Annotated in this window: 17 protein-coding genes and 3 pseudogenes; 10 read left to right on the top strand and 10 right to left on the bottom strand. The window is 57.0% G+C overall.

The window, feature by feature from the left end; translation table 11 throughout:
- Window positions 1-211 precede the first annotated feature (211 nt).
- Together B2M20_RS19215 and B2M20_RS15630 are read left to right on the top strand one after the other, a co-directional pair.
- A complete protein-coding gene (locus B2M20_RS19215; protein WP_139372928.1) occupies window positions 212-490 on the top strand; it encodes a hypothetical protein in 279 nt (92 codons plus the stop codon).
- 605 nt (window positions 491-1,095) lie between these two features.
- Window positions 1,096-1,289 (top strand): annotated as a pseudogene (locus B2M20_RS15630) (DUF2171 domain-containing protein).
- Window positions 1,290-1,907: 618 nt separating this feature from the next.
- Here the strand turns inward: B2M20_RS15630 and B2M20_RS15635 are convergent.
- From B2M20_RS15635 to B2M20_RS15655, 5 genes and pseudogenes are all read right to left on the bottom strand, one after another.
- Window positions 1,908-2,306, bottom strand: a pseudogene (locus B2M20_RS15635) (VOC family protein); the annotation flags it as partial.
- Window positions 2,307-2,579: 273 nt separating this feature from the next.
- Window positions 2,580-3,680: a DNA topoisomerase IB gene (locus B2M20_RS15640; protein WP_079447958.1), complete on the bottom strand. Its 1,101-nt coding sequence runs from the start codon at window positions 3,678-3,680 to the stop codon at window positions 2,580-2,582.
- Window positions 3,681-3,889: 209 nt separating this feature from the next.
- The gene (locus B2M20_RS15645) at window positions 3,890-4,681 is read right to left on the bottom strand and encodes an OBAP family protein (RefSeq protein ID WP_079447959.1); all 792 of its coding nucleotides are present in this window, start codon (window positions 4,679-4,681) and stop codon (window positions 3,890-3,892) included.
- A 263-nt stretch (window positions 4,682-4,944) separates the two neighbouring features.
- Window positions 4,945-5,415: a CAP domain-containing protein gene (locus tag B2M20_RS15650; RefSeq protein WP_244553556.1), complete on the bottom strand. Its 471-nt coding sequence runs from the start codon at window positions 5,413-5,415 to the stop codon at window positions 4,945-4,947.
- A gap of 157 nt (window positions 5,416-5,572) precedes the next feature.
- Window positions 5,573-5,947 carry a hypothetical protein gene (locus tag B2M20_RS15655; protein WP_079447961.1) on the bottom strand — a complete coding sequence of 125 codons (375 nt, stop codon included), beginning with the start codon at window positions 5,945-5,947 and terminating at the stop codon, window positions 5,573-5,575.
- A gap of 243 nt (window positions 5,948-6,190) precedes the next feature.
- Between B2M20_RS15655 and B2M20_RS15660 the strand changes: the two genes are divergently transcribed.
- The 4 genes and pseudogenes from B2M20_RS15660 to B2M20_RS15680 all read left to right on the top strand — a co-directional run bounded on the left by B2M20_RS15660 (window position 6,191) and on the right by B2M20_RS15680 (window position 9,479).
- A complete protein-coding gene (locus tag B2M20_RS15660; protein WP_079447962.1) occupies window positions 6,191-6,433 on the top strand; it encodes a PilZ domain-containing protein in 243 nt (80 codons plus the stop codon).
- Window positions 6,434-7,077: 644 nt separating this feature from the next.
- A complete protein-coding gene (locus tag B2M20_RS15670; RefSeq protein ID WP_079447964.1) occupies window positions 7,078-7,665 on the top strand; it encodes a hypothetical protein in 588 nt (195 codons plus the stop codon).
- A gap of 455 nt (window positions 7,666-8,120) precedes the next feature.
- Window positions 8,121-8,323 (top strand): annotated as a pseudogene (locus tag B2M20_RS15675) (DUF6496 domain-containing protein); the annotation flags it as partial.
- Window positions 8,324-8,351: 28 nt separating this feature from the next.
- Window positions 8,352-9,479 (top strand): YihY/virulence factor BrkB family protein, encoded by a 1,128-nt coding sequence (locus B2M20_RS15680; RefSeq protein ID WP_139372929.1) that lies wholly within the window; start codon window positions 8,352-8,354, stop codon window positions 9,477-9,479.
- 433 nt (window positions 9,480-9,912) lie between these two features.
- Here the strand turns inward: B2M20_RS15680 and B2M20_RS19815 are convergent, their stop codons facing one another.
- Entirely contained in the window at window positions 9,913-10,065 is a 153-nt protein-coding gene (locus B2M20_RS19815) for a hypothetical protein (RefSeq protein ID WP_173816036.1), read from the bottom strand.
- Window positions 10,066-10,104: 39 nt separating this feature from the next.
- Window positions 10,105-10,467: a PRC-barrel domain-containing protein gene (locus B2M20_RS15685; RefSeq protein WP_079447966.1), complete on the bottom strand. Its 363-nt coding sequence runs from the start codon at window positions 10,465-10,467 to the stop codon at window positions 10,105-10,107.
- Window positions 10,468-10,831: 364 nt separating this feature from the next.
- Between B2M20_RS15685 and B2M20_RS20810 the strand changes: the two genes are divergently transcribed.
- Window positions 10,832-11,023: an LOG family protein gene (locus B2M20_RS20810; RefSeq protein WP_420799320.1), complete on the top strand. Its 192-nt coding sequence runs from the start codon at window positions 10,832-10,834 to the stop codon at window positions 11,021-11,023.
- A 364-nt stretch (window positions 11,024-11,387) separates the two neighbouring features.
- On the opposite strand, the gene B2M20_RS15700 is transcribed toward B2M20_RS20810, so the two are convergent.
- Genes B2M20_RS15700 through B2M20_RS15710 form a run of 3 tightly spaced genes read right to left on the bottom strand, consistent with a single transcriptional unit; the run spans window position 11,388 to window position 14,777 of the window.
- Window positions 11,388-12,167 (bottom strand): sulfite exporter TauE/SafE family protein, encoded by a 780-nt coding sequence (locus B2M20_RS15700; RefSeq protein WP_079447968.1) that lies wholly within the window; start codon window positions 12,165-12,167, stop codon window positions 11,388-11,390.
- A 14-nt stretch (window positions 12,168-12,181) separates the two neighbouring features.
- Complete coding sequence (locus B2M20_RS15705; protein WP_079447969.1) at window positions 12,182-13,846, bottom strand: bifunctional protein tyrosine phosphatase family protein/NAD(P)/FAD-dependent oxidoreductase; 1,665 nt, start codon at window positions 13,844-13,846, stop codon at window positions 12,182-12,184.
- Window positions 13,847-13,889: 43 nt separating this feature from the next.
- On the bottom strand, window positions 13,890-14,777 hold the full coding sequence (locus tag B2M20_RS15710; RefSeq protein WP_079447970.1) for an MBL fold metallo-hydrolase: 888 nt from the start codon (window positions 14,775-14,777) through the stop codon (window positions 13,890-13,892).
- A 384-nt stretch (window positions 14,778-15,161) separates the two neighbouring features.
- Here B2M20_RS15710 and B2M20_RS15720 point away from each other — a divergent pair, with 384 nt between their 5' ends.
- The 3 genes from B2M20_RS15720 to B2M20_RS15730 all read left to right on the top strand — a co-directional run bounded on the left by B2M20_RS15720 (window position 15,162) and on the right by B2M20_RS15730 (window position 17,236).
- Complete coding sequence (locus B2M20_RS15720) at window positions 15,162-15,794, top strand: peroxiredoxin (protein ID WP_079447972.1); 633 nt, start codon at window positions 15,162-15,164, stop codon at window positions 15,792-15,794.
- On the top strand, window positions 15,791-16,186 hold the full coding sequence (locus B2M20_RS15725) for an ArsR/SmtB family transcription factor (protein ID WP_079447973.1): 396 nt from the start codon (window positions 15,791-15,793) through the stop codon (window positions 16,184-16,186). The genes B2M20_RS15720 and B2M20_RS15725 overlap by 4 nt, the downstream gene beginning before the upstream one ends.
- A 297-nt stretch (window positions 16,187-16,483) precedes the next feature.
- A complete protein-coding gene (locus tag B2M20_RS15730; RefSeq protein ID WP_244553557.1) occupies window positions 16,484-17,236 on the top strand; it encodes a DUF3732 domain-containing protein in 753 nt (250 codons plus the stop codon).
- Window positions 17,237-17,421: the final 185 nt, after the last annotated feature.

The following is a 17,421-nucleotide window of genomic DNA, read 5'->3' on the forward strand; positions in this document are numbered from 1 at the left end:
ACGAGAAGGGGCAAGAACAGCCCAAGGATCTAAAGCGCGTACAACAGTCCGGGATGCAAGAACAGAAGGACGCGGCCAAGCAGCCTGAGTCACCGGGACAGCCAGCAGGCGGGGAATAGTACCGCGCAGGATACCGCCGAAGACCTAGATCGCCGCAAAACGGTCCGCTGCGATACTGCTCAGTGGTACGAAAAGCCTTGGGGAATATGACGTGGATTCCATCGTGTGGACTGATCAAGCCAGAACAGCCTTCCTTGAGCTTTCGCTCGCACAAATCTCTTCCCAGAAGCAACAACTCGCACATCAATTAGCAATCCTCCGAAGACTACGGCATGAATTGGACAATGAGAACGTGCTCGCCGAGGAACTGCCTCGAAAACGGCGGCCGGTTCATGATCAGATATTGAAAATTATCGACGAGGCGGGCGCGGTCAGCGCATCCGAGCGAACACGTTGCTTCGATCCGTCGCCAACACCAAAGGTCCGTTGAGGTCCGCTCCATGAAAGACCTTCTGAACAGGCTCCAAAAGTTGAAAGACGACGCGGAGGATTGCGCTCTCATCAGCAGGCTCGCGACGGATCTGCATAAACGCAAGGCATTCGCCAAACTCGCAGAAGACTACAGAGCGATGATCGCAACGCTCGAGACGAGCATTGAGGAAGCAAGGCGCGATACGAGCGCTTAAAGAACCTCAAAACGAACGACTGAGATTGCTCTCAAAAATTCTTGGTATGCTCGGCTCCAGAAGTCGTTATTTTGGAGCCTTCTTCATGTGCCTGGTCACTTCCACACTGCACGCCTCTTGCCTACAGCTTCTTGGCCTCATCTGGCTGTGAACGTTACCGCTAGCCAGCGGCCTCCTGCTCAGAAAGGCCGCGCGCCGCTGACGGCTCTCCGGTGGGACGCAGCCGTCGATACCTATTTGAGATGAACCTTAATCTTCTCACATATAAGCAATCGACCGTACAGCATAGACGAGGTTAGACTCTATGCGCCATGGTGCGCCGTGCGCGCTCCTAGCCCTTTCTAGTATTGCGACAAGTTGACACAACGTTCGCCGATTATGGGCGTTAGCTCCGCCTAAGGAGAACGCCATGAATGAAATCAAAGAACACATGACAGTCGTCGGCAAGGACGGCGGCCCCACGTCGGAACCGTTGACGGTGTCGAGGGCAACCGTATCAAACCGACCAAGGGCTCCGATGGTCAACATCACTATATCGACAAGCAACCGGTGGCTTCAGTTGATGGTAATACAGTGAAGCTGTCGATGGATGCGCCACGTTAGTGCATAAATAGTGAGTACAAGGGGTGGATATAACCCACCCCTTTCAAGCTGCCCTGCGCAGCAGGGTCGTCAGGATTCGATAAGCTCGCGCCTGCCCGCGACTTCGATGTTCTCCCGCTGGAGCGGTTGGTCATGCTTTCAACACTGGAACACTGCCATCACCGGGGGAGGCGTCCATGCATAGCGCCTCCTCGTCCGCGTCGGGTTGCTCTAAAGCATTAAGTTACTCGGATTGCGTTACAAAAAACTTCGCCGCGCGGGCACTTACATTCCGCCTGGGAAGAACCCGAAAAGTCTTGCCGTTTTTCCCGCAAGTCCGAACAGATTTTGAAGGAACCAACACGAACGCTCGTTGTTACTTCACGGCTCGGAAAAGCCGGAGGATATAATAATGGGTAAGGGCGCTCTTCTTTGGTTACTCGGTATTCCGCTCCCAATCATACTTCTGCTTTGGCTGTTTGGATTTCTGCACTAGTTGCGTAATTGCCCTGACGATGAACTTCGATCATTCTTGCAAAGTCAGCCGTCGTCAGATGCCTAATTGCGCCTGTTGACGTGGCTTTGGATCTCGGCGATCCGCGAAGGCGCCGTCCTAGCGGACAGATCACCTCGTACCGCTTAAATTTCCCGATGACGAAGAAGATCGTCGAGATCGAGCTGGCGCGTGAACATGGCAAGGCCGCCGTCTGCATCGCGCGGCCATTCCTCCGCTGGCCGATCCCAATACAGTTCCACGCCATTCTGATCGGGGTCCCGCAAGTACAGCGCCTCGCTGACGCCGTGATCGCTGGCAGCATCGAGGTGAATGCCCGCTTCGCGCACCCGGCGCAACGCTTCGGCAAGCGCAGCGCGTGTCGGATACACAATCGCGGTGTGAAATAGCCCCGTTGTGCCGGGCGCTGGCGGAGAGCCACCCTTGCTCTCCCACGTGTTTAGTCCAATGTGGTGATGGTACCCGCCGGCGGAAACGAACGCGGCCTGGTCGCCATAACGCTGCATCAATTCGAAACCGAGCAGCCTTCAGAAACTATCGCGATAGTTATCCGCCTCGAACATTTGCGGCGTGGGTCCGGCGGCTTCCCCGCCTACAACGAAGTGATGAGACCAGACATGGTTCGGATGCTCGGGCCGAGACAGATGCACGATCCGTGCTATATCCGGAGCTGCCTCTCTCGGCTGTTCTGAGGAACCTTTAACCTTCCCGCCGCGCCGCATTGAGCGTCTCGCGTCCACAAGCTATTTCTCGCCCTAAAGAGAAGCTCGGCGTGTGGCGAGCATCTCACCATATAGCTAGGCAGCGTTCACATTGCCGGAGAGTTCTCGGGTTAACCGCCCCCGTAACATAGCTAGAACCGCTGCCTCCTCCGGCTTGAGGCCGTCCAACCCGTCCCGCAACTCATTCTCGACCGCCTTTTTGATTTCAAGCACGAGGTTACCGTCGAGATATGATGTCAGCACCTCGGGGTGCACGTAACATTTGCGACAGATGGTCGGGGTGTTGCCCAAGCGCGCCGCCACGTTCTCAATTGCGGAGCGAAGGTTGCGCTTGGCCTGGGCCGCACTGTCGAAGGCCTTCACCTCATTCAAGGCCATGGCTGCAAGGACGGTACCAGCCCAAGTCCGAAAATCCTTTGCTGTGATGTTCCGTCCGGTGATCTCCTTCAGATACTCGTTGACGTCGCCTGAGGTCACGTCTTGCGGCTTCCCATCTTCATCCAGGTACTGCAATAACTCTTGGCCAGGAAGCTCCTGGCAGGCCCTGATGATTTTTGCGATGCGCCGGTTTCTCACGCGCAGCGACCACTGCTTGCCACTCTTACCGATAAATCGGAAGCGGACTTCGTTGCCCTCCACCGTCGCGTGGCGGGTCTTCAGCGTGGTTAGACCATAGCTATTGTTTTGCTTCACATAGTCATCGTTCCCGACGCGGATAAGAGTGGTTTCGAGAAGGTATACGACCGTAGCAAGAATTTTCTCTCGCCGGAGTCCCCGACATGCCATGTGCTCGCGTATCTGGGCTCGAATCCCAGGCAGAGCCTCAGCGAACGCCACCACGTGCTCGAATTTGGTGCTCTCGCGCACCTCACGGAAACGCGGGTGGTAGCGATACTGCTTTCTGCCTTTCGCGTCGCGGCCCGTCGCTTGAATATGCCCATACGCAAACGGACAAATCCACACGTCAGTCCAAGCCGGCGGAATTGCGAGCGACTTGATGCGACTGAGTGCATTTGCCTCTGCGAGCCTGGAGCCGTCAGCACGAGTGTAGCAGAATCCTTTGCCCGATCTCCGCCGTCGTATGCCGGGCTTACCGTCTGAGACATATCTCAGCCCGGCCGACTCCGCTGCATCCTTAGGATCGACGATCGCCTGCTCGGCCGCGGCTGCGAACAAGGTTTTCCCCTTAGTTGCCTACAGCAGAAACTTGACGCGGTAGTCAAAGTTCCTGCCCAATCGATCCTATTCCTGTGCCGAGAGGCAAGCCGCGGCGAGGACCGTTGAGCCTTCCAAAGATAAAATTGGATGCTCTGTCGATTCCGACGAAAAGGCGCGATCGGCCCTCGGCGGTTTGGATCTCGGCGAGGTGGACCTCCGACAGTCGGCTACCGCTTGTTTATAATCGGCGTCTTAGTCAGGACGAGCTGCGGTGTCGTGCCGCTCTTCCATGCGTCTGCCGCCGCGTCGGGCTGCGGCGCGGAGCTCGCCAAATCCTCGCGGGACTTTTTCGCTTGCGAGGTGTAGGTGCCCAGCTCCTTGTCCCGGCTCTTGATCATCTCGGGCTTGAGCTGGCCGTCCGCCGTGAAGCCCATCATCAGTTGCGGGATGCCGGTAGGAAGCGCGGAGTCCTTGTCTACCTGCCAGGTGTGCCACGTCTTCCCGTAGGTGGACACGAGCGTAGCCATGGCGATGTGCTGCACCGTCGCCGGTATTCCCGGCATCAGCAGCTCGCCTGCGAGCGCCTCGTGGCGGTGGCTGTGCCACAGCGCCTTCTCCTCCTCAGGCAGCGTCTTGAAGATGCGCTCCGAGACGATGTACTCGATGCCTATTAGCCGGGAGTGGGGCTCGTTCCCGTCATAGATGACGCACTGGTAGAATTCCTCGGTCACGTGGCTGCAATAGTGGTGCGCTTCGATCTGCCGGCCCATGTCGTCGGCGTAGAAGTGAAAGCCGTTGAGATACATGTTGATCGCGCTGACGGGGCCGCGGCTCTGAAGAAGGTCCGCCCCCGCGCCGAGCATCGTGCTCTTGGCGGATTTCTCCCCGCCGGGAATGGCGCCGCCTTTCTCCGGCTGCTGCGCGTGGGCGCGGCCGCAGGCGCATGAGAGGAAAGCCGCCGCCGATCCGGCGAGCCCGACGAACCCGCGGCGATTGAACGAGGGATATCTGAAAGCCATGGCGATGATCCGTGCGGTTGACTTGCGAGCCGACAATCATCCGCGAACGTGATTGTTCCCCTTGGCTTGGGGGAGCCGGTCTCAGTCGGTCCTAATCCACACTGAGCCGAAGTGCTCGTGGCAGTACTACTGCACCGCTTAACGAGGAGGATATCGACGCCCTAATCGCGGCGCACTAATTTTTCCCGATTTTAAATCTCCGTTCGAGTATTTCACGAGGTCAAGCACGACCCATTGCCTGATCGTTCAGCGCGGGGGTTCAGCTAATGTGTACTCGGCGCGCGAGTCGCATCACGTTTCCTAGCAATAGGATGCTCCTTTGGCTTCTTACCGGGCGGTCTCGCTTCGTAATCACCGGCGATCACAAGGGTCCAGTAAGTGCGCTTGCCGCTCGCGTCCTTGGCACTCGCAATCCCTACGCGAGACGCATTGTGCAACAGCAGGTTCTTGCGGTGGCCGGAAGAGCCGATCCATTGGCTGAGCGTTTGCTTGAAACCATCATGGCCATAGGCAATGTTCTCGGCGGCACGCCCCGCTCGCGCCGGTGCGACCCGGCTGGTAAACGAACCCAGCGTCTCATGACTCAGTTCGTTCTTTGCCGCCATCGCTCGTGCTTGCTCCAGCGCAATGCGGTCAAGGGTTTCATCACGCACGACGGCAACTTCGCCATGCATGAGCCGGAAGTCGGAGATCAGTTCTGCAGGCGACTCGCCGGCTACTGCCGGTGAAGTCATTAGCAAAAAGACTGCGGCAGCTCTGCCAACTCCTCGCTCTTTCATTCTCCCGAAGGACATGGGCTCACCACCATAGCTTCTCGGTGCGGAGGTTCGACGAATCCGCTCCTGGAGTTAGGGTGTTCGAGATCATGCACACTTCGACTGCGTCCCCAGGTCAGCGTTTGGATTTCCTTGACTTCGATTTCTTGGCGACCTTCTTTGCGGTCTTTTTCGCGCTCTTTTTTGGAGCAGATTTCTTAGTGGACTTTTTGGTTACCTTCTTGGCGGCTTTTCTACCGGCACTTTTCTTCGGTGTGGCTTTTTTGGAAGCTTTTGCTTTCTTCTTGGGAATGGCCGACTTCTTCGATTTCTTCCTAGCCTTCGAGACTGCTTTCACTGGAGCCCTCTTCTCTTTCTTAAACCGGTCCACAACCGCCTCGGCTGAATGCGCCAGCAGGGTGGTACTGCTTGCAATCAGGTTGCCGATGGCGTTGCCAATACCCTGTTTGGGTTCGTCGTCCTCTTTATCTGGCTTTTTCTCAGTATCCATGAGGCACCCTCCACAATGGGGATAAGACTAGCCGATTCGACTTTGGCTCAATGGGGAAATAGCGCCTACATTGCTATAGAGTGTGTTTATGCACCAATAAGGGGTGGTTTCTCGGTGCAGTCGAGACGCCGGACTGAACCTGCCAGGCCCGTCGAGCCTACCCGCCTCGACAACCCCTCGCGCGATCCAGAGCCGCCTCGCCAGCGGGAAGTTTGTGATCCATTCTGATTGTTCGAGCGGGCTATGGACGAACGTCGCAGCACAAAGCGCCAGCGGGTCCTGAAGGCCGGCAGCATTCAAATCGGCGCTGGCGGCGCAATCGATTGCACCGTGCGAAATTTATCGCAGTTTGGCGCAGCGCTCGATGTGCAAAGCCCGGTAGGAATTCCAGACGAGTTCATCCTGATCATACCGAACGACCGGCTGCGGCTTCCGTGTCGTGTAGCCTGGCGCAAAGCCGGGCGGATAGGAATCAGGTTCGGTTAGCCTGCATCTTCGAAATGATCCCTCTTGGAACCAGGGAAGCTGCCCGGCGAACGTCAGCTTTCGAAGGCAACGCCAACGAGATGTCGGTTTCGCCAAATCAGCCGGCATCGACGCGCTGTGCGAAATTTATTAAAGAAAATGTCAAAGACTGGGACACGATGGCGAGCCGCGAGCGAAAGGCCAAGTCCAACCTCGGGACATCTACATCCCCGAACAGCATGAGGACAACTGGAGATGAAGGTCGATCAAGATCGTGCGGAACGACTTGAATGCTTGCGCGAGCCCTATCCAGGACAAGAGAGCGCGCCAAATCCACGAAATCGTGGACACAAACAGCAAGAGGCCACGTTGTCCGTGACAAGGGACGCTTAGTCCGTTTGCTAGCCTGTTGTGCGAAACCGCTTTCCTTGTCAGTGGTCCGATGCGGAATTCCCATATGAATGCAGGGAACTGGATTTTCTGGGGGCCGTAAAATTCCCGACCAGCGGCACATCCGCGCCACCCATCCCTAGCCGCCGTCACCTTACCAGTCTGCCTCATACTGGCGCGGAACGAAAACCTTGCCCCTCAGCTTCATTCCATCATACTGACGCGAGACGAAACAGGAGCGCCGTTTGCCACGACGTCCGATAGGCGACAGAGCAATGACCGGCGCGGAACGCCATCGCCAATGGCGAGGGCTACGGCAAGAGCGTGGTCCAACGACAGCGGAGGCCGACGGATCGTCTCGGGAACTGATCAAGGCGCAGCACGAGATCGAGCGGCTGCGCGCGCAACTGGCAGCGGCCACCAAGGCCGCGCCACCGGCTACCGCCGCGTTGCTTAGGATGAAAATCGAAAACGACGAGCTGCGGAAACTGTTGGCTGCTTCCCGCAAGGCTGAGCCCGAACAGATCGCCGATCTACGCCGAGATATGGAACGTCTGCAGGCAGAGCACACTCGCCGTGACGCGGCATCCAAGGTGACAGAGGCGGCAAGGGAGAGAGTTACCAATGATCCTCGCATTGCTCAGCTTCAAAAGACGAACAACGAACTTCGCAAAGAGATCGCTGCCATGCGTAAGCACTTCGACAAGCAGCAGAGCCAGAAACAGGGCGTGATGAGCTTTAAGACAGTCTCAATGATATCAAAGGCCCTGCACCCCGACAGCAAGCCAAGCGATCACGACCGGGCGGAAGCCTTCAAGGCGTTCTCGGGATGGAAGGCCGACAGGAACGCGGCAGAACGCTAAAGGAAGCGTGTAGAAACGCGACGACAAAACGTCACGACTCAGTGCGACGTCGATGCCGAGATCGCTAAGCAGTATCTGCTTTGGGCGATCGAAGTGATCGAAAGAGCTGGCAATAAGAAAACAGCCGAGCACGCCCGCAAGGCGTTGGAGGTGCTGTGCGAAGAGCGGTACCGAACTGATAAAAGCCAAGAGCCTGACCTCGACACCGCCAGGTGGTCGACGGGACTTTGCCGAACACTCTCGATGCGGTGCCTGATGGCAAAGGCTGCTGACCCGGTGACGGGGCAATCGGGGTCCTTGGGAGAGCGATGCGGACGTAACGCGAATGCCACTATCGAAGCAACTGGTTCAAGTCGAAAACTTTAACTAGGAACGAGTTCATGAATAGCAGGTTCGTTGTAGGCGAAAGCAACGGAGAAGACCCATGTTCATGCACAATAAGCGGTTACAATATACTGTTCGCGTTTCGGAACCAAACCCGGTGCTCGGCTCGTTTATGCTCGAAAGAGGCTGGAAAGGAGATGCGCCGCTACAAGAAAGGTACGGCGAAAGCGGCCCCAGCGGCAAGGGTGGCAAGGTGAAGAGTCGCAAGCAGGCCATCGCCATCGGCCTTTCAAAAGCACGCAACAAAGGCCAGAAAGTCCCAAAGAAAAAATCCAGCTAATCTGGGTGACAGTGAGCCACTCATGGCTGTTTCAGAGCGAAGATCTAACCAATTGCTGGACAGCGAAGCAGGGCTCGCCGCGGCAATGTTCGGTATCCTGGCTATCATTGTCCTGAAGCGGTCTTTCACGCAAAACAACAAGAAGCCACCGCCTGGCGCATCACGCCGGAATGCATCGCCCGCAACTCTCGCATCCGAGACCGACGATCGCGGCCGCAACGCACGATCTCCTTCCGAAATCTCAGCCAAAGGATGGAAGGACATTTTGCTTCGCGTGTATGCGAATATAGGCGAGCACCGCATCCTGTCCTTGGCCGCCGGCGTGACATATTACAGCATTCTCGCAATCTTTCCTGCTCTCGCGGCGCTTGTCGCCATCTATGGCCTGTTTTCCGATCCCGTCGGCATCGCGAAACATCTCGACGAGGTGTCCGGCGTGGTGCCGAGCGGCGCGATTGATGTGGCGCGTGAACAGCTCACTCGCCTGAATTCGAAGAGTTCTCAGAGTCTTGGCTTCACCTTCATGATCGCGCTTTCCGTTTCCCTGTGGAGCGCGAACGCCGCGATGAAATCAATGTTCGATACGTTGAACATCATCTATGGCGAGCAGGAAAAGCGCGGCTACATCAAGCTTAATGCGATATCGCTGACGTTCACGATCGCAGGCATCGCATTCATCCTTGCTGCGCTGGGCGGCGTTGTGGTTATCCCGATTATCCTGAACTATCTTTGGCTTTCGGATGCCGCCGATTTCCTCGTTCGTATCATGAGATGGCCGGCCATGTTTGTTGGCTTGGCGCTCGCGCTGGCGTGCATGTATCGATTTGGCCCCAGCCGGCAAACGCCGCGTTGGAAATGGATCAGTTGGGGCAGCACCATCGCTACGCTGGCCTGGCTTGCCGCTTCGGCCCTGTTCTCATGGTATGCCGCGAATTTCGGCAAGTTCAATGAAACCTACGGCTCGCTCGGCGCAGCGGTCGGGTTCATGACTTGGCTTTGGATCTCGGCGATCCTCATCTTACTGGGCGCGGAATTGGACGCGGAAATGGAGCATCAAACGGCGTTTGATACCACGACCGGCAAACCGAAACCGATGGGGATGCGTGGCGCACGAATGGCGGACACCTTAGGCGCTCCGCAAGCACGCTGATAAGTCAATGGCGTTCTGCGATCTTTGAAATGGACGTCACCCGTGGGAACGTCTCGTTCCGCCCGGGCTTGTTGATGCCAACTGCCATACGACCGGCCAGTCTTTCGGAGGACGAAGAAACCAGCGTGAACACTCGTGGCATGCGCCTCTCACCATGTCGGCAACGGCATGACTCTAGGTTCTAATTCAGATGCTTCGTTTTATCACGCGAACAACTTCGCTCGAATACGTAGCTCGTATCTGCTCAATGTCATTGCATTGGGGACCCTCCACGTACGGCGGTTGCATACCGCGCTTTATCGAACGCACGGCACGATCTGCGTCGGGTGTCGGCCTTCTCATAATGATTTCGGAGGAAGGGCTTTCGAAGGACGCGCGGCCCTGCGGGATGGACGCAGGGCCGCGCTAGCTGGCCACAAGCCGTCTGTACGGCTCAGGCTGCGAAGTATGAGATGTAGACGATGATGAACGCCGCCACGACCAAACCGGTCCCTGCAACAAGCACGTTGCGTACCGTCGGCCCGCGCTCCGCGCCACGCGCTTCCGTTGCGGTCTCGACGATGTGTCCGTCTTCCATTCTAGCCATCATTTTTCTCCTTTGAGCTCGATATCAGTTTACGGACGATTATCCGGGCCGGATGACTTCATCGTTGTAATAATCGTCCAGCTCCGCGTAGCGGGCGTCCCAGTCAAAGATGGTATCGGTACCGTTCTTTGGCGCGCCCTTCAGCCGGTTTTCGCTGATGTCGGAATGGTAGCCGTCGAGATTCGAATCGTATCGCAGCACCTTCCACGGCACTGGAAACTGATCCGTGCCGAAGCCGAGAAATCCGCCGAAGCTCAGCACCGCGTAAGCAATTTCTCCGGTGCTCTTGTTGAGCATCACGTGGTCGATCGACCCGATCTTCTTCTTGTCGGCGCCGTAGACGGCTTTGCCCGACTCCTTGTCGCTTTTGGTAAGGTTGCCGGCTCGTGCTTCGATAGACATCAGATTCTCCTTGCTTTAGGGCGCTAGCGGCGCTTTAGGGCGCTAGCGGCGCGTTGCGGTCCATGAAGCTCGCGCGTTGCGAGCAACGTGGATGAATCTCCGAAAGTGTGCTGCTGGATTGGCCGCCACGGATGACGACTCGCGTTCCATCGGGTCGCGTGACCACAATGCTCAGTCCTTCAACCGGATCTGTTTCAATCGCGAACATCGGTCGCTGCATGGCCTCGCTCCAGCCTCAATTACGCCCATGCCGGTTGATACGGCCATGAAAGCGCTTGCATGGAATAACGCCGACGGGACGAGTTGGTTGCTGGGGAAAATGCCAACTGCGTGCGGCTGAATGCTACTGAGCCATTCCGGTATCATGGAAGCTGCGAACCGTGGCGCGGCTGACATCGGCGCGTCGAGCATCGGCTTCAACATAACGAAGCCGCATGAGCAGGCGCCCAACCCCTATATTACGCCGAAATTGAGCTTCCGCTTCCACTACTTTGCCATGCGCAAAATGCATCTGGCGATTCGCGCTAACGCGCTCGCAATCTTTCCCGGCGATTAGGCACGATGGACGAATTGTTCGAGTTGCTGACCCCGCAACAGACACGAAAAAGCGTCTCATACCCCAATTGAGTTTGCGGAAACCGCTGAAGACGGTTGGGCTTCTCTGGTTTGGCGCAGCTTGCGCGCGCACGGTGACGATGTTGATGCCGCTGGTTAGATCGACTCGGAATTGCTCGAGCGCGTATCATTTGGTACCGCCCTGTAATGATCGGTGGGGCGACTATGCGAGCTGGCGTGCGTTGTAGAACCGCCAGCGGATGTCTCATAAGTGCGGTGATATTTCATCGGTCGGCCTCGGAGGAGACACTGACCGTCTCAGTCCCAACTGGGCAAGATTAAATTACCACATCTTGATCAAGTCTTCAGCCGACGAAACCGCGGACGACGACGTAGACACCGACGCCCGCAACTATCACGGCGAACACAATAGACAAGGCTCGCTTCTGCTTCGCCAACCGCGCGGCAATCCGGCCACCAAAAAAACTGCCGGCGATGCCACCCAGCACAAACATGACGACCAACCGCCAGTCGATTAATCCGGATAGAGCATAGTTTGCGGCCGTCGTAAGTCCGAAGGCGAAAACCGATACCAGGGATGATCCGATTGCCGCCAGCAAGGGTAGTCGGGCCCCCGCAACGAGGCCCGGAACGACGAGAAAGCCGCCGCCGATGCCGAAGAATCCTGCAAGCAGCCCTGTCCCACTTCCGAAAACTGCCAGACGCGGAGCAACTGCCGTCATGCTAGCCTTCGTCAATGGAACGAACTTCTTGATCTGGCCTTGCGGCTCTCTAAGCATGAGGAGTGCGATGACGATCATGAGCAGCCCGAACAGGAAGAGCAGCCATTGACCGTCGAACGACTTGCCGATCGTCGAACCCAGACCTGCGCCGACCATCCCGCAAGCTGCAAACACCAGCGCACAAGGCCAACGCACATTGCCGGCGCGGGCATGGACGACCAGGCTCGATAGCGCACTCAGTGCAACAGCCACCGCACTAGTCCCGATGGCCACGTGTGTTGATTGTACGCCTACCACATAGACGAGAAGTGGGACGGCGAGGATAGAACCTCCTCCGCCGATCAGCCCGAGAACGATCCCCACCAGAGTCCCGGCTCCGACCGCGAGTATGTCATGGACCATGGGCGCGCTCGCCCTCAGCGCACATCTGGAGCGGCCATCCACTCCTTACCCTTGAGCATCGCATGCCAATAGATCGGCGGCAGGATTCTCTCCTTCAGCCACCAGGCTGCCCGGGTCGGCTTCCTGCCGTCCAGGATGAAGGTGGGGAAGCTCGGCAAAAGCTTTCCACCATAACCGAATTCGGCCAGGACAATTTTGCCGCGCTCGACGGTTAACGGACACGATCCATAACCATCATACACTGCCTGCTTTGTTCGAAGACCCAAATCAACGCAGATATTCTCGGCAACGATCGGGGCTTGCTTGCGGGCCGCCGCAGCAGTCTTTGCATTCGGAGCTGAGCATACGTCGCCCAGAGACCAGATATTGGCGTATGTCTTGTGACGAAGGGTTCCCTGATCCACATCGACCCATCCGGCTGTGTCCGCCAGTGGACTTACACGGATGAAGTCTGGCGCACACTGAGGCGGTGTCACGTGGATCATATCGAATTGCGCTTCGACGGTCTCCGTCGAACCATCGGCGGAGGTCTTGGTGAAGTACGCTTTCTTTCCCGGCCCATCGACGGCGACGAGATTGTGCTGGAACTTCAGCTTCGCATCGTACTTCTTTACATATTCCATCAAGGCAGGCACGTAATCGGCGACGCCGAACAGCACGCCACCCGCATTATAGAATCCGACATCGATGTCACGGAGGCGGCCCTGACGATACCAATGATCCGCCGACAGATACATCGCCTTCTGCGGTGCGCCAGCGCACTTGATTGGCATCGACGGCTGCGTGAAGATCGCATTTCCCGATTTCAGTGAACGAACAAGCTCCCAAGTATAAGGCGCAAGGTCGAAGCGATAGTTGGAGGTCACTCCATTGCGACCGAGCGTTTTGGTCAGCCCGTCGATCTTGGCCCAATCGAGCTTCAGACCGGGACAGACGACGAGACGGCTATATTTTACGACGCGACATCCTTCCAGAATGACAGCGTTCTCCGCCGGCTCGAACGCGGTGACGGCAGCCTTGATCCAGGTGACGCCAGCGGGCACTACCGCCGCCATCGTATGGACGGTTGACGCGGCGTCGAAGACGCCGGCGCCGACCATGGTCCATCCGGGCTGATAATAATGAATATCGGCAGGATCGATGACTGCAACACCGAGGTTGGGTGCGCGCGCCAGCAGGCTAGATGCGCAGGCGATGCCAGCGGCGCCGCCGCCGACAATGACGACATCGTAGCTCGCGTCTGCCAGCTGTACCGGGGTCCTGCCACCGTTAGCGATCCTCCGCACGATTCCGGACATATCGTAGCCGGCTGCCTTGGCGGCGCCGAGCAGCGCCGGAAGGGGTTGCGTGGATGCATTCGCCAAACACCAAAGCGAAATGGACCGTGTTCCGGTACGGCAGAATGCCAGGGCCGGCTTCGGCAGGTTCTTCAACAACTGCCCGAATTGCACGGCGTCGTCATCGGACATCTTTCCAGGAACAACGGGCAGATGGACGAACTCGAGTCCACGGGCGGATGCCGCCGATTCCAGTTCCCGAGCCGATGGCTGATCGGCAGCCTCACCGTCCGGCCGATTGCAGATGATCGAACGGAAACCGGCCTGCTTCAGCGCGACCATATCCTGCGGCATAATTTGCGCCGACACGCTCAGTTCGTCGGATAATTTCTTCACGTCCATACGTTTCTCCCTCCCGCTGATAATTCGACTTGTCGCTCGGCTCTTAGAGCGTGTTGATCGGCACTTTCAGAAATGTCTTCCCGCTTTTATCCGGTTCAGGCAGGTGTCCCGCGCGTGTATTGACCTGAAGCGACGGCAAAATGAGACGCGGCATCGAAAGGGTCTTGTCGCGGGCTTCGCGCATTTTCACGAAGGAATTTTCGCTCACGCCATCGCGAACATGAATGTTGTGCATGCGCTCTTCGCGGACAGTCGTTTCCCATCGAATCTCGCGACCGTCGGGTCCATAATCGTGGCATAGAAATAACCGCGTTTCCGGCGGCAATGTCTCCAGGAGCTTCCGGACCGAGCGATAAAATGTGCGGGCGTCGCCTCCCGGAAAATCTGCCCGCGCCGTACCTGCGTCAGGCATAAACAACGTGTCGCCGGTGAAGGCGGCGTCTCCGATCACGTGGGTCGTGCAAGCCGGTGTATGTCCCGGCGTATGCATGACAAACGCGGTGATATTGCCAATCGAATAGGTATCGCCATCCTTGAACAGCCGGTCGAACTGACTGCCATCGCGCTTGAACTCCGTGCCTTCGTTGAAAACTTCTCCGAAGGTCTCCTGCACGGTCACAATGTGCTCGCCTATTCCGAGCTTGCCGCCAAGCTGTTGCTGGATGTATGGCGCGGCCGAAAGATGATCGGCGTGTGCGTGGGTTTCGATGAGCCAATCGACTTGCAACCCGTTACGACGGACATAAGCGATGATCAGATCCGCCGATTTGTAACTGATACGACCAGCCGCGTAGTCGATGTCCATGACGGAATCGATGACTCCGCAAGACGACGAGGACGGATCCTTGACGACATAGCTGATGGTGTTGGTCTCGGGGTCGAAGAACGGAGTAACCTCGGGCTTAACCGCGATGTCGATCGGATAGCTCATTGCGAACTCCCTGGGTTCGGCAGGTGTGGACAGTCCTCATCCTCAACGGCCAAGCGGAGCTGATTGCGGGTTGCGAGGCTCAAGATGGGAGCAGGAGAGATGGGTGTCTCCGCCAGCCCGCCGGTCCTCTCGTGCCAAGGACCAAGGTCCAAGCCGCCCGAAAGCGACAACAACCATCATCCATCGCTCATCAATTACATAATATCACATATCATTATATGTAATCGTGAAATTGATATGAGTCAAGCAGTCAAACTTGAGGAGTATGGCATTATTTCTTACGACGGCGGCGTCGTGATATACGATTTTCATAACTATAAAATTATGTAATTGTTATGTAGCGACCGAATCGTCGAGCGACAGGAACCTGCAGGTGATTCCAAGATGGCCCTCTTGATGAACGACTTGACGCCCCGCCCCACTCCTTCTCCGCTGCGGATGGGAGACACCGCTCCCGACTTCGAAGCTCGATCCACGAAGGGTCCGATCCGGCTTTCGGATTACAGGGGCCGATGGCTCGTGTTCTTCTCGCACCCGGCAGATTTTACGCCCGTATGCACGACGGAATTTGTCGCGCTTGCCAAAGCGCAAGACCGCTTCGCCGCGCTGGACTGCGCACTGTTGGGTCTTTCGGTCGATAGCCTCTATTCGCACCTCGCCTGGACCCGGACGATCGCAGAACTGTTCGCGGTGGAGATTCCATTTCCAGTGATCGAGGACCCGTCGATGATGGTAGGTCGTGCCTACGGCATGATTGACGAAACTTCCGAGAACAGCGCGAGCGTGCGGGCAACCTATTTCATAGATCCCGAAGGCGTCATTCGCGCGATTACCCACTATCCGCTTACAATCGGCCGCTCAATCGACGAGATGGTGCGGATGGTGGCGGCGCTGCAGGCAACCGTGTCGGGCCAGAAGTTGGCGCCGGCCAACTGGCAGATCGGAGAACCGCTACTCCTGCCTGCCGATGAAAAAACGCAAAAAGATACTAATTGGTTCTGCCGGAGCGCGGCATGACGGCGTTATGGCAATCGCGCGAGCAAGCAGATTCTGCGGCTGACAAATTGCGCAAGTTCGCTCAACCTCAGCGCCTGATGATCCTATCGCTATTGCGGGAAGGCGAGAAGTCGGTCACGGAAATCGATGCGGCGACCAGGATCGGACAGCCTGCGCTCAGCCAACAGCTCGCGGAACTCCGTAAGGCCGAACTCGTCACGACGCGGCGCCAGGCGAAACAGATCTATTACAGCCTGGCTCATGAATCAGTGGCGCTTTGCGTTCGCAGCATCGAGGCCGTCTTCAACGCCGGAGATCCGGAACAGGCCTTGTTGAACGTGGTGAGGCGCGACCTCCATCTAGAGGGTGAAGGCGTCGTGCGCGGCGCGGCGAATTTCGCGCGACTTCGTTGATTGTACGGCTTTCGACGCGCCAAGGCATGACGACCGATGCGCTGTCCGTGGCAATATATGGAGGGAATGATGCCGCAACGAAATGATCGCTCAGATGGGCAATCGAAACAACGCGGCCGCTCGCGTCGTTGGCCGCATCAGCCTTTTCCTGGAAAACCTCGCCACTGACGAAGAGCTGGAACGCCTGCTAAGCGAGGATCGCCGGCTGAAGGCGGTCATCGAAGACATTGAAGGCCGTTTGGGTGCCGATGACTCTGAGTCTAGGCTGGTGGCTACCTCAGCAACATCGCCATGCACATGTCGGGATACATTAAAGGCCTCAACGGCGAGTTTAATGAATTCCCGGCGAGGCTTGACCTTCATAATCTAACCGTGGTGATCGATCGTCCGGGCAGACCTGTTTACATGAACAAATCCGGGGGAGGAGCCAGCCATCTGGCGTATCAATTGGCTGCACTGCATTCCCTTCACCGCTTCGCAGCAAACTACAAGCAGCCAATCCCAAGGTTCATGGTGATTGATCAACCGACTCAGGTCTACTTCCTATCGGAGAGCGCTTATCGGGCTGCGAGCGGCTCCATTGAACAGACAGAAGAGCAACAGGACGCAAACTTGGACGCCGTCAGGAGACTGTTTGAAATTCTTGCGCGGTTCACGACCAAGGATGTGCCAGGCTTTCAGCTTATCGTCACAGAGCACGCCAATCTCCGGGATAAATGGTTCCAGGATGCTCTTGTCGAAGACCCATGGACGAAACCGCCAGCGGAGCGTCAGCCGGAGACTTGCGGCATTTCAATTGCCTATGACCATGAAATGGGCGCGCGGAGGCGAAAGCTGAATGCACAAAAGCCAGCTATTGGCGGGCTTTTCGTTAATTCTTCGGAGATTCCAGAAAATATCAGACTGCATGGCTGGCGGCGCAGTGACGCGCAACCAAATCTCCATCGAAATTCGCTGCTAACAGGGAATTCTACAGGGAATTTCGCCAATTTGGTGCTTGAGAGACTGGGATCAGATACGAAAAGTGCCTGTATTGCAGGAGTTTCTTGAGTAATTCCCTGCAAAGCTTATCAGGGAAAATGGTTCGAAGAACAGGGAACGGAAAACTTAAAGCAGTGAGCGAATGTGGCTTCGACGTAAGCGTCCATTTCTCGCACCCTTGTTCGATCGTTAGCGACCCCGATCTGTTCCTGTCTTCAATTTGAAGATGGAGAGAACAGCATGACGAGCGAACA

It is taken from the genome of Nitrobacter vulgaris (genome assembly GCF_002028545.1).
Taxonomy (GTDB): domain Bacteria; phylum Pseudomonadota; class Alphaproteobacteria; order Rhizobiales; family Xanthobacteraceae; genus Nitrobacter; species Nitrobacter vulgaris.

What these genes read in the sequence shown, in the direction of transcription:
- B2M20_RS15720 (WP_079447972.1), top strand. Translation starts at nt 15,162, where the DNA reads ATGGCCCTCTTGATGAACGACTTGACGCCCCGCCCCACTCCTTCTCCG.
- B2M20_RS15730 (WP_244553557.1), top strand. Translation starts at nt 16,484, where the DNA reads ATGTCGGGATACATTAAAGGCCTCAACGGCGAGTTTAATGAATTCCCG.
- B2M20_RS15700 (WP_079447968.1), bottom strand. Translation starts at nt 12,167, where the DNA reads ATGGTCCATGACATACTCGCGGTCGGAGCCGGGACTCTGGTGGGGATC.
- B2M20_RS20810 (WP_420799320.1), top strand. Translation starts at nt 10,832, where the DNA reads ATGGAAGCTGCGAACCGTGGCGCGGCTGACATCGGCGCGTCGAGCATC.
- B2M20_RS15655 (WP_079447961.1), bottom strand. Translation starts at nt 5,947, where the DNA reads ATGGATACTGAGAAAAAGCCAGATAAAGAGGACGACGAACCCAAACAG.
- B2M20_RS15670 (WP_079447964.1), top strand. Translation starts at nt 7,078, where the DNA reads ATGACCGGCGCGGAACGCCATCGCCAATGGCGAGGGCTACGGCAAGAG.
- B2M20_RS15645 (WP_079447959.1), bottom strand. Translation starts at nt 4,681, where the DNA reads ATGGCTTTCAGATATCCCTCGTTCAATCGCCGCGGGTTCGTCGGGCTC.
- B2M20_RS15650 (WP_244553556.1), bottom strand. Translation starts at nt 5,415, where the DNA reads ATGACTTCACCGGCAGTAGCCGGCGAGTCGCCTGCAGAACTGATCTCC.
- B2M20_RS15710 (WP_079447970.1), bottom strand. Translation starts at nt 14,777, where the DNA reads ATGAGCTATCCGATCGACATCGCGGTTAAGCCCGAGGTTACTCCGTTC.
- B2M20_RS19815 (WP_173816036.1), bottom strand. Translation starts at nt 10,065, where the DNA reads ATGGCTAGAATGGAAGACGGACACATCGTCGAGACCGCAACGGAAGCG.
- B2M20_RS15725 (WP_079447973.1), top strand. Translation starts at nt 15,791, where the DNA reads ATGACGGCGTTATGGCAATCGCGCGAGCAAGCAGATTCTGCGGCTGAC.
- B2M20_RS15685 (WP_079447966.1), bottom strand. Translation starts at nt 10,467, where the DNA reads ATGTCTATCGAAGCACGAGCCGGCAACCTTACCAAAAGCGACAAGGAG.
- B2M20_RS15680 (WP_139372929.1), top strand. Translation starts at nt 8,352, where the DNA reads ATGGCTGTTTCAGAGCGAAGATCTAACCAATTGCTGGACAGCGAAGCA.
- B2M20_RS15705 (WP_079447969.1), bottom strand. Translation starts at nt 13,846, where the DNA reads ATGGACGTGAAGAAATTATCCGACGAACTGAGCGTGTCGGCGCAAATT.
- B2M20_RS15660 (WP_079447962.1), top strand. Translation starts at nt 6,191, where the DNA reads ATGGACGAACGTCGCAGCACAAAGCGCCAGCGGGTCCTGAAGGCCGGC.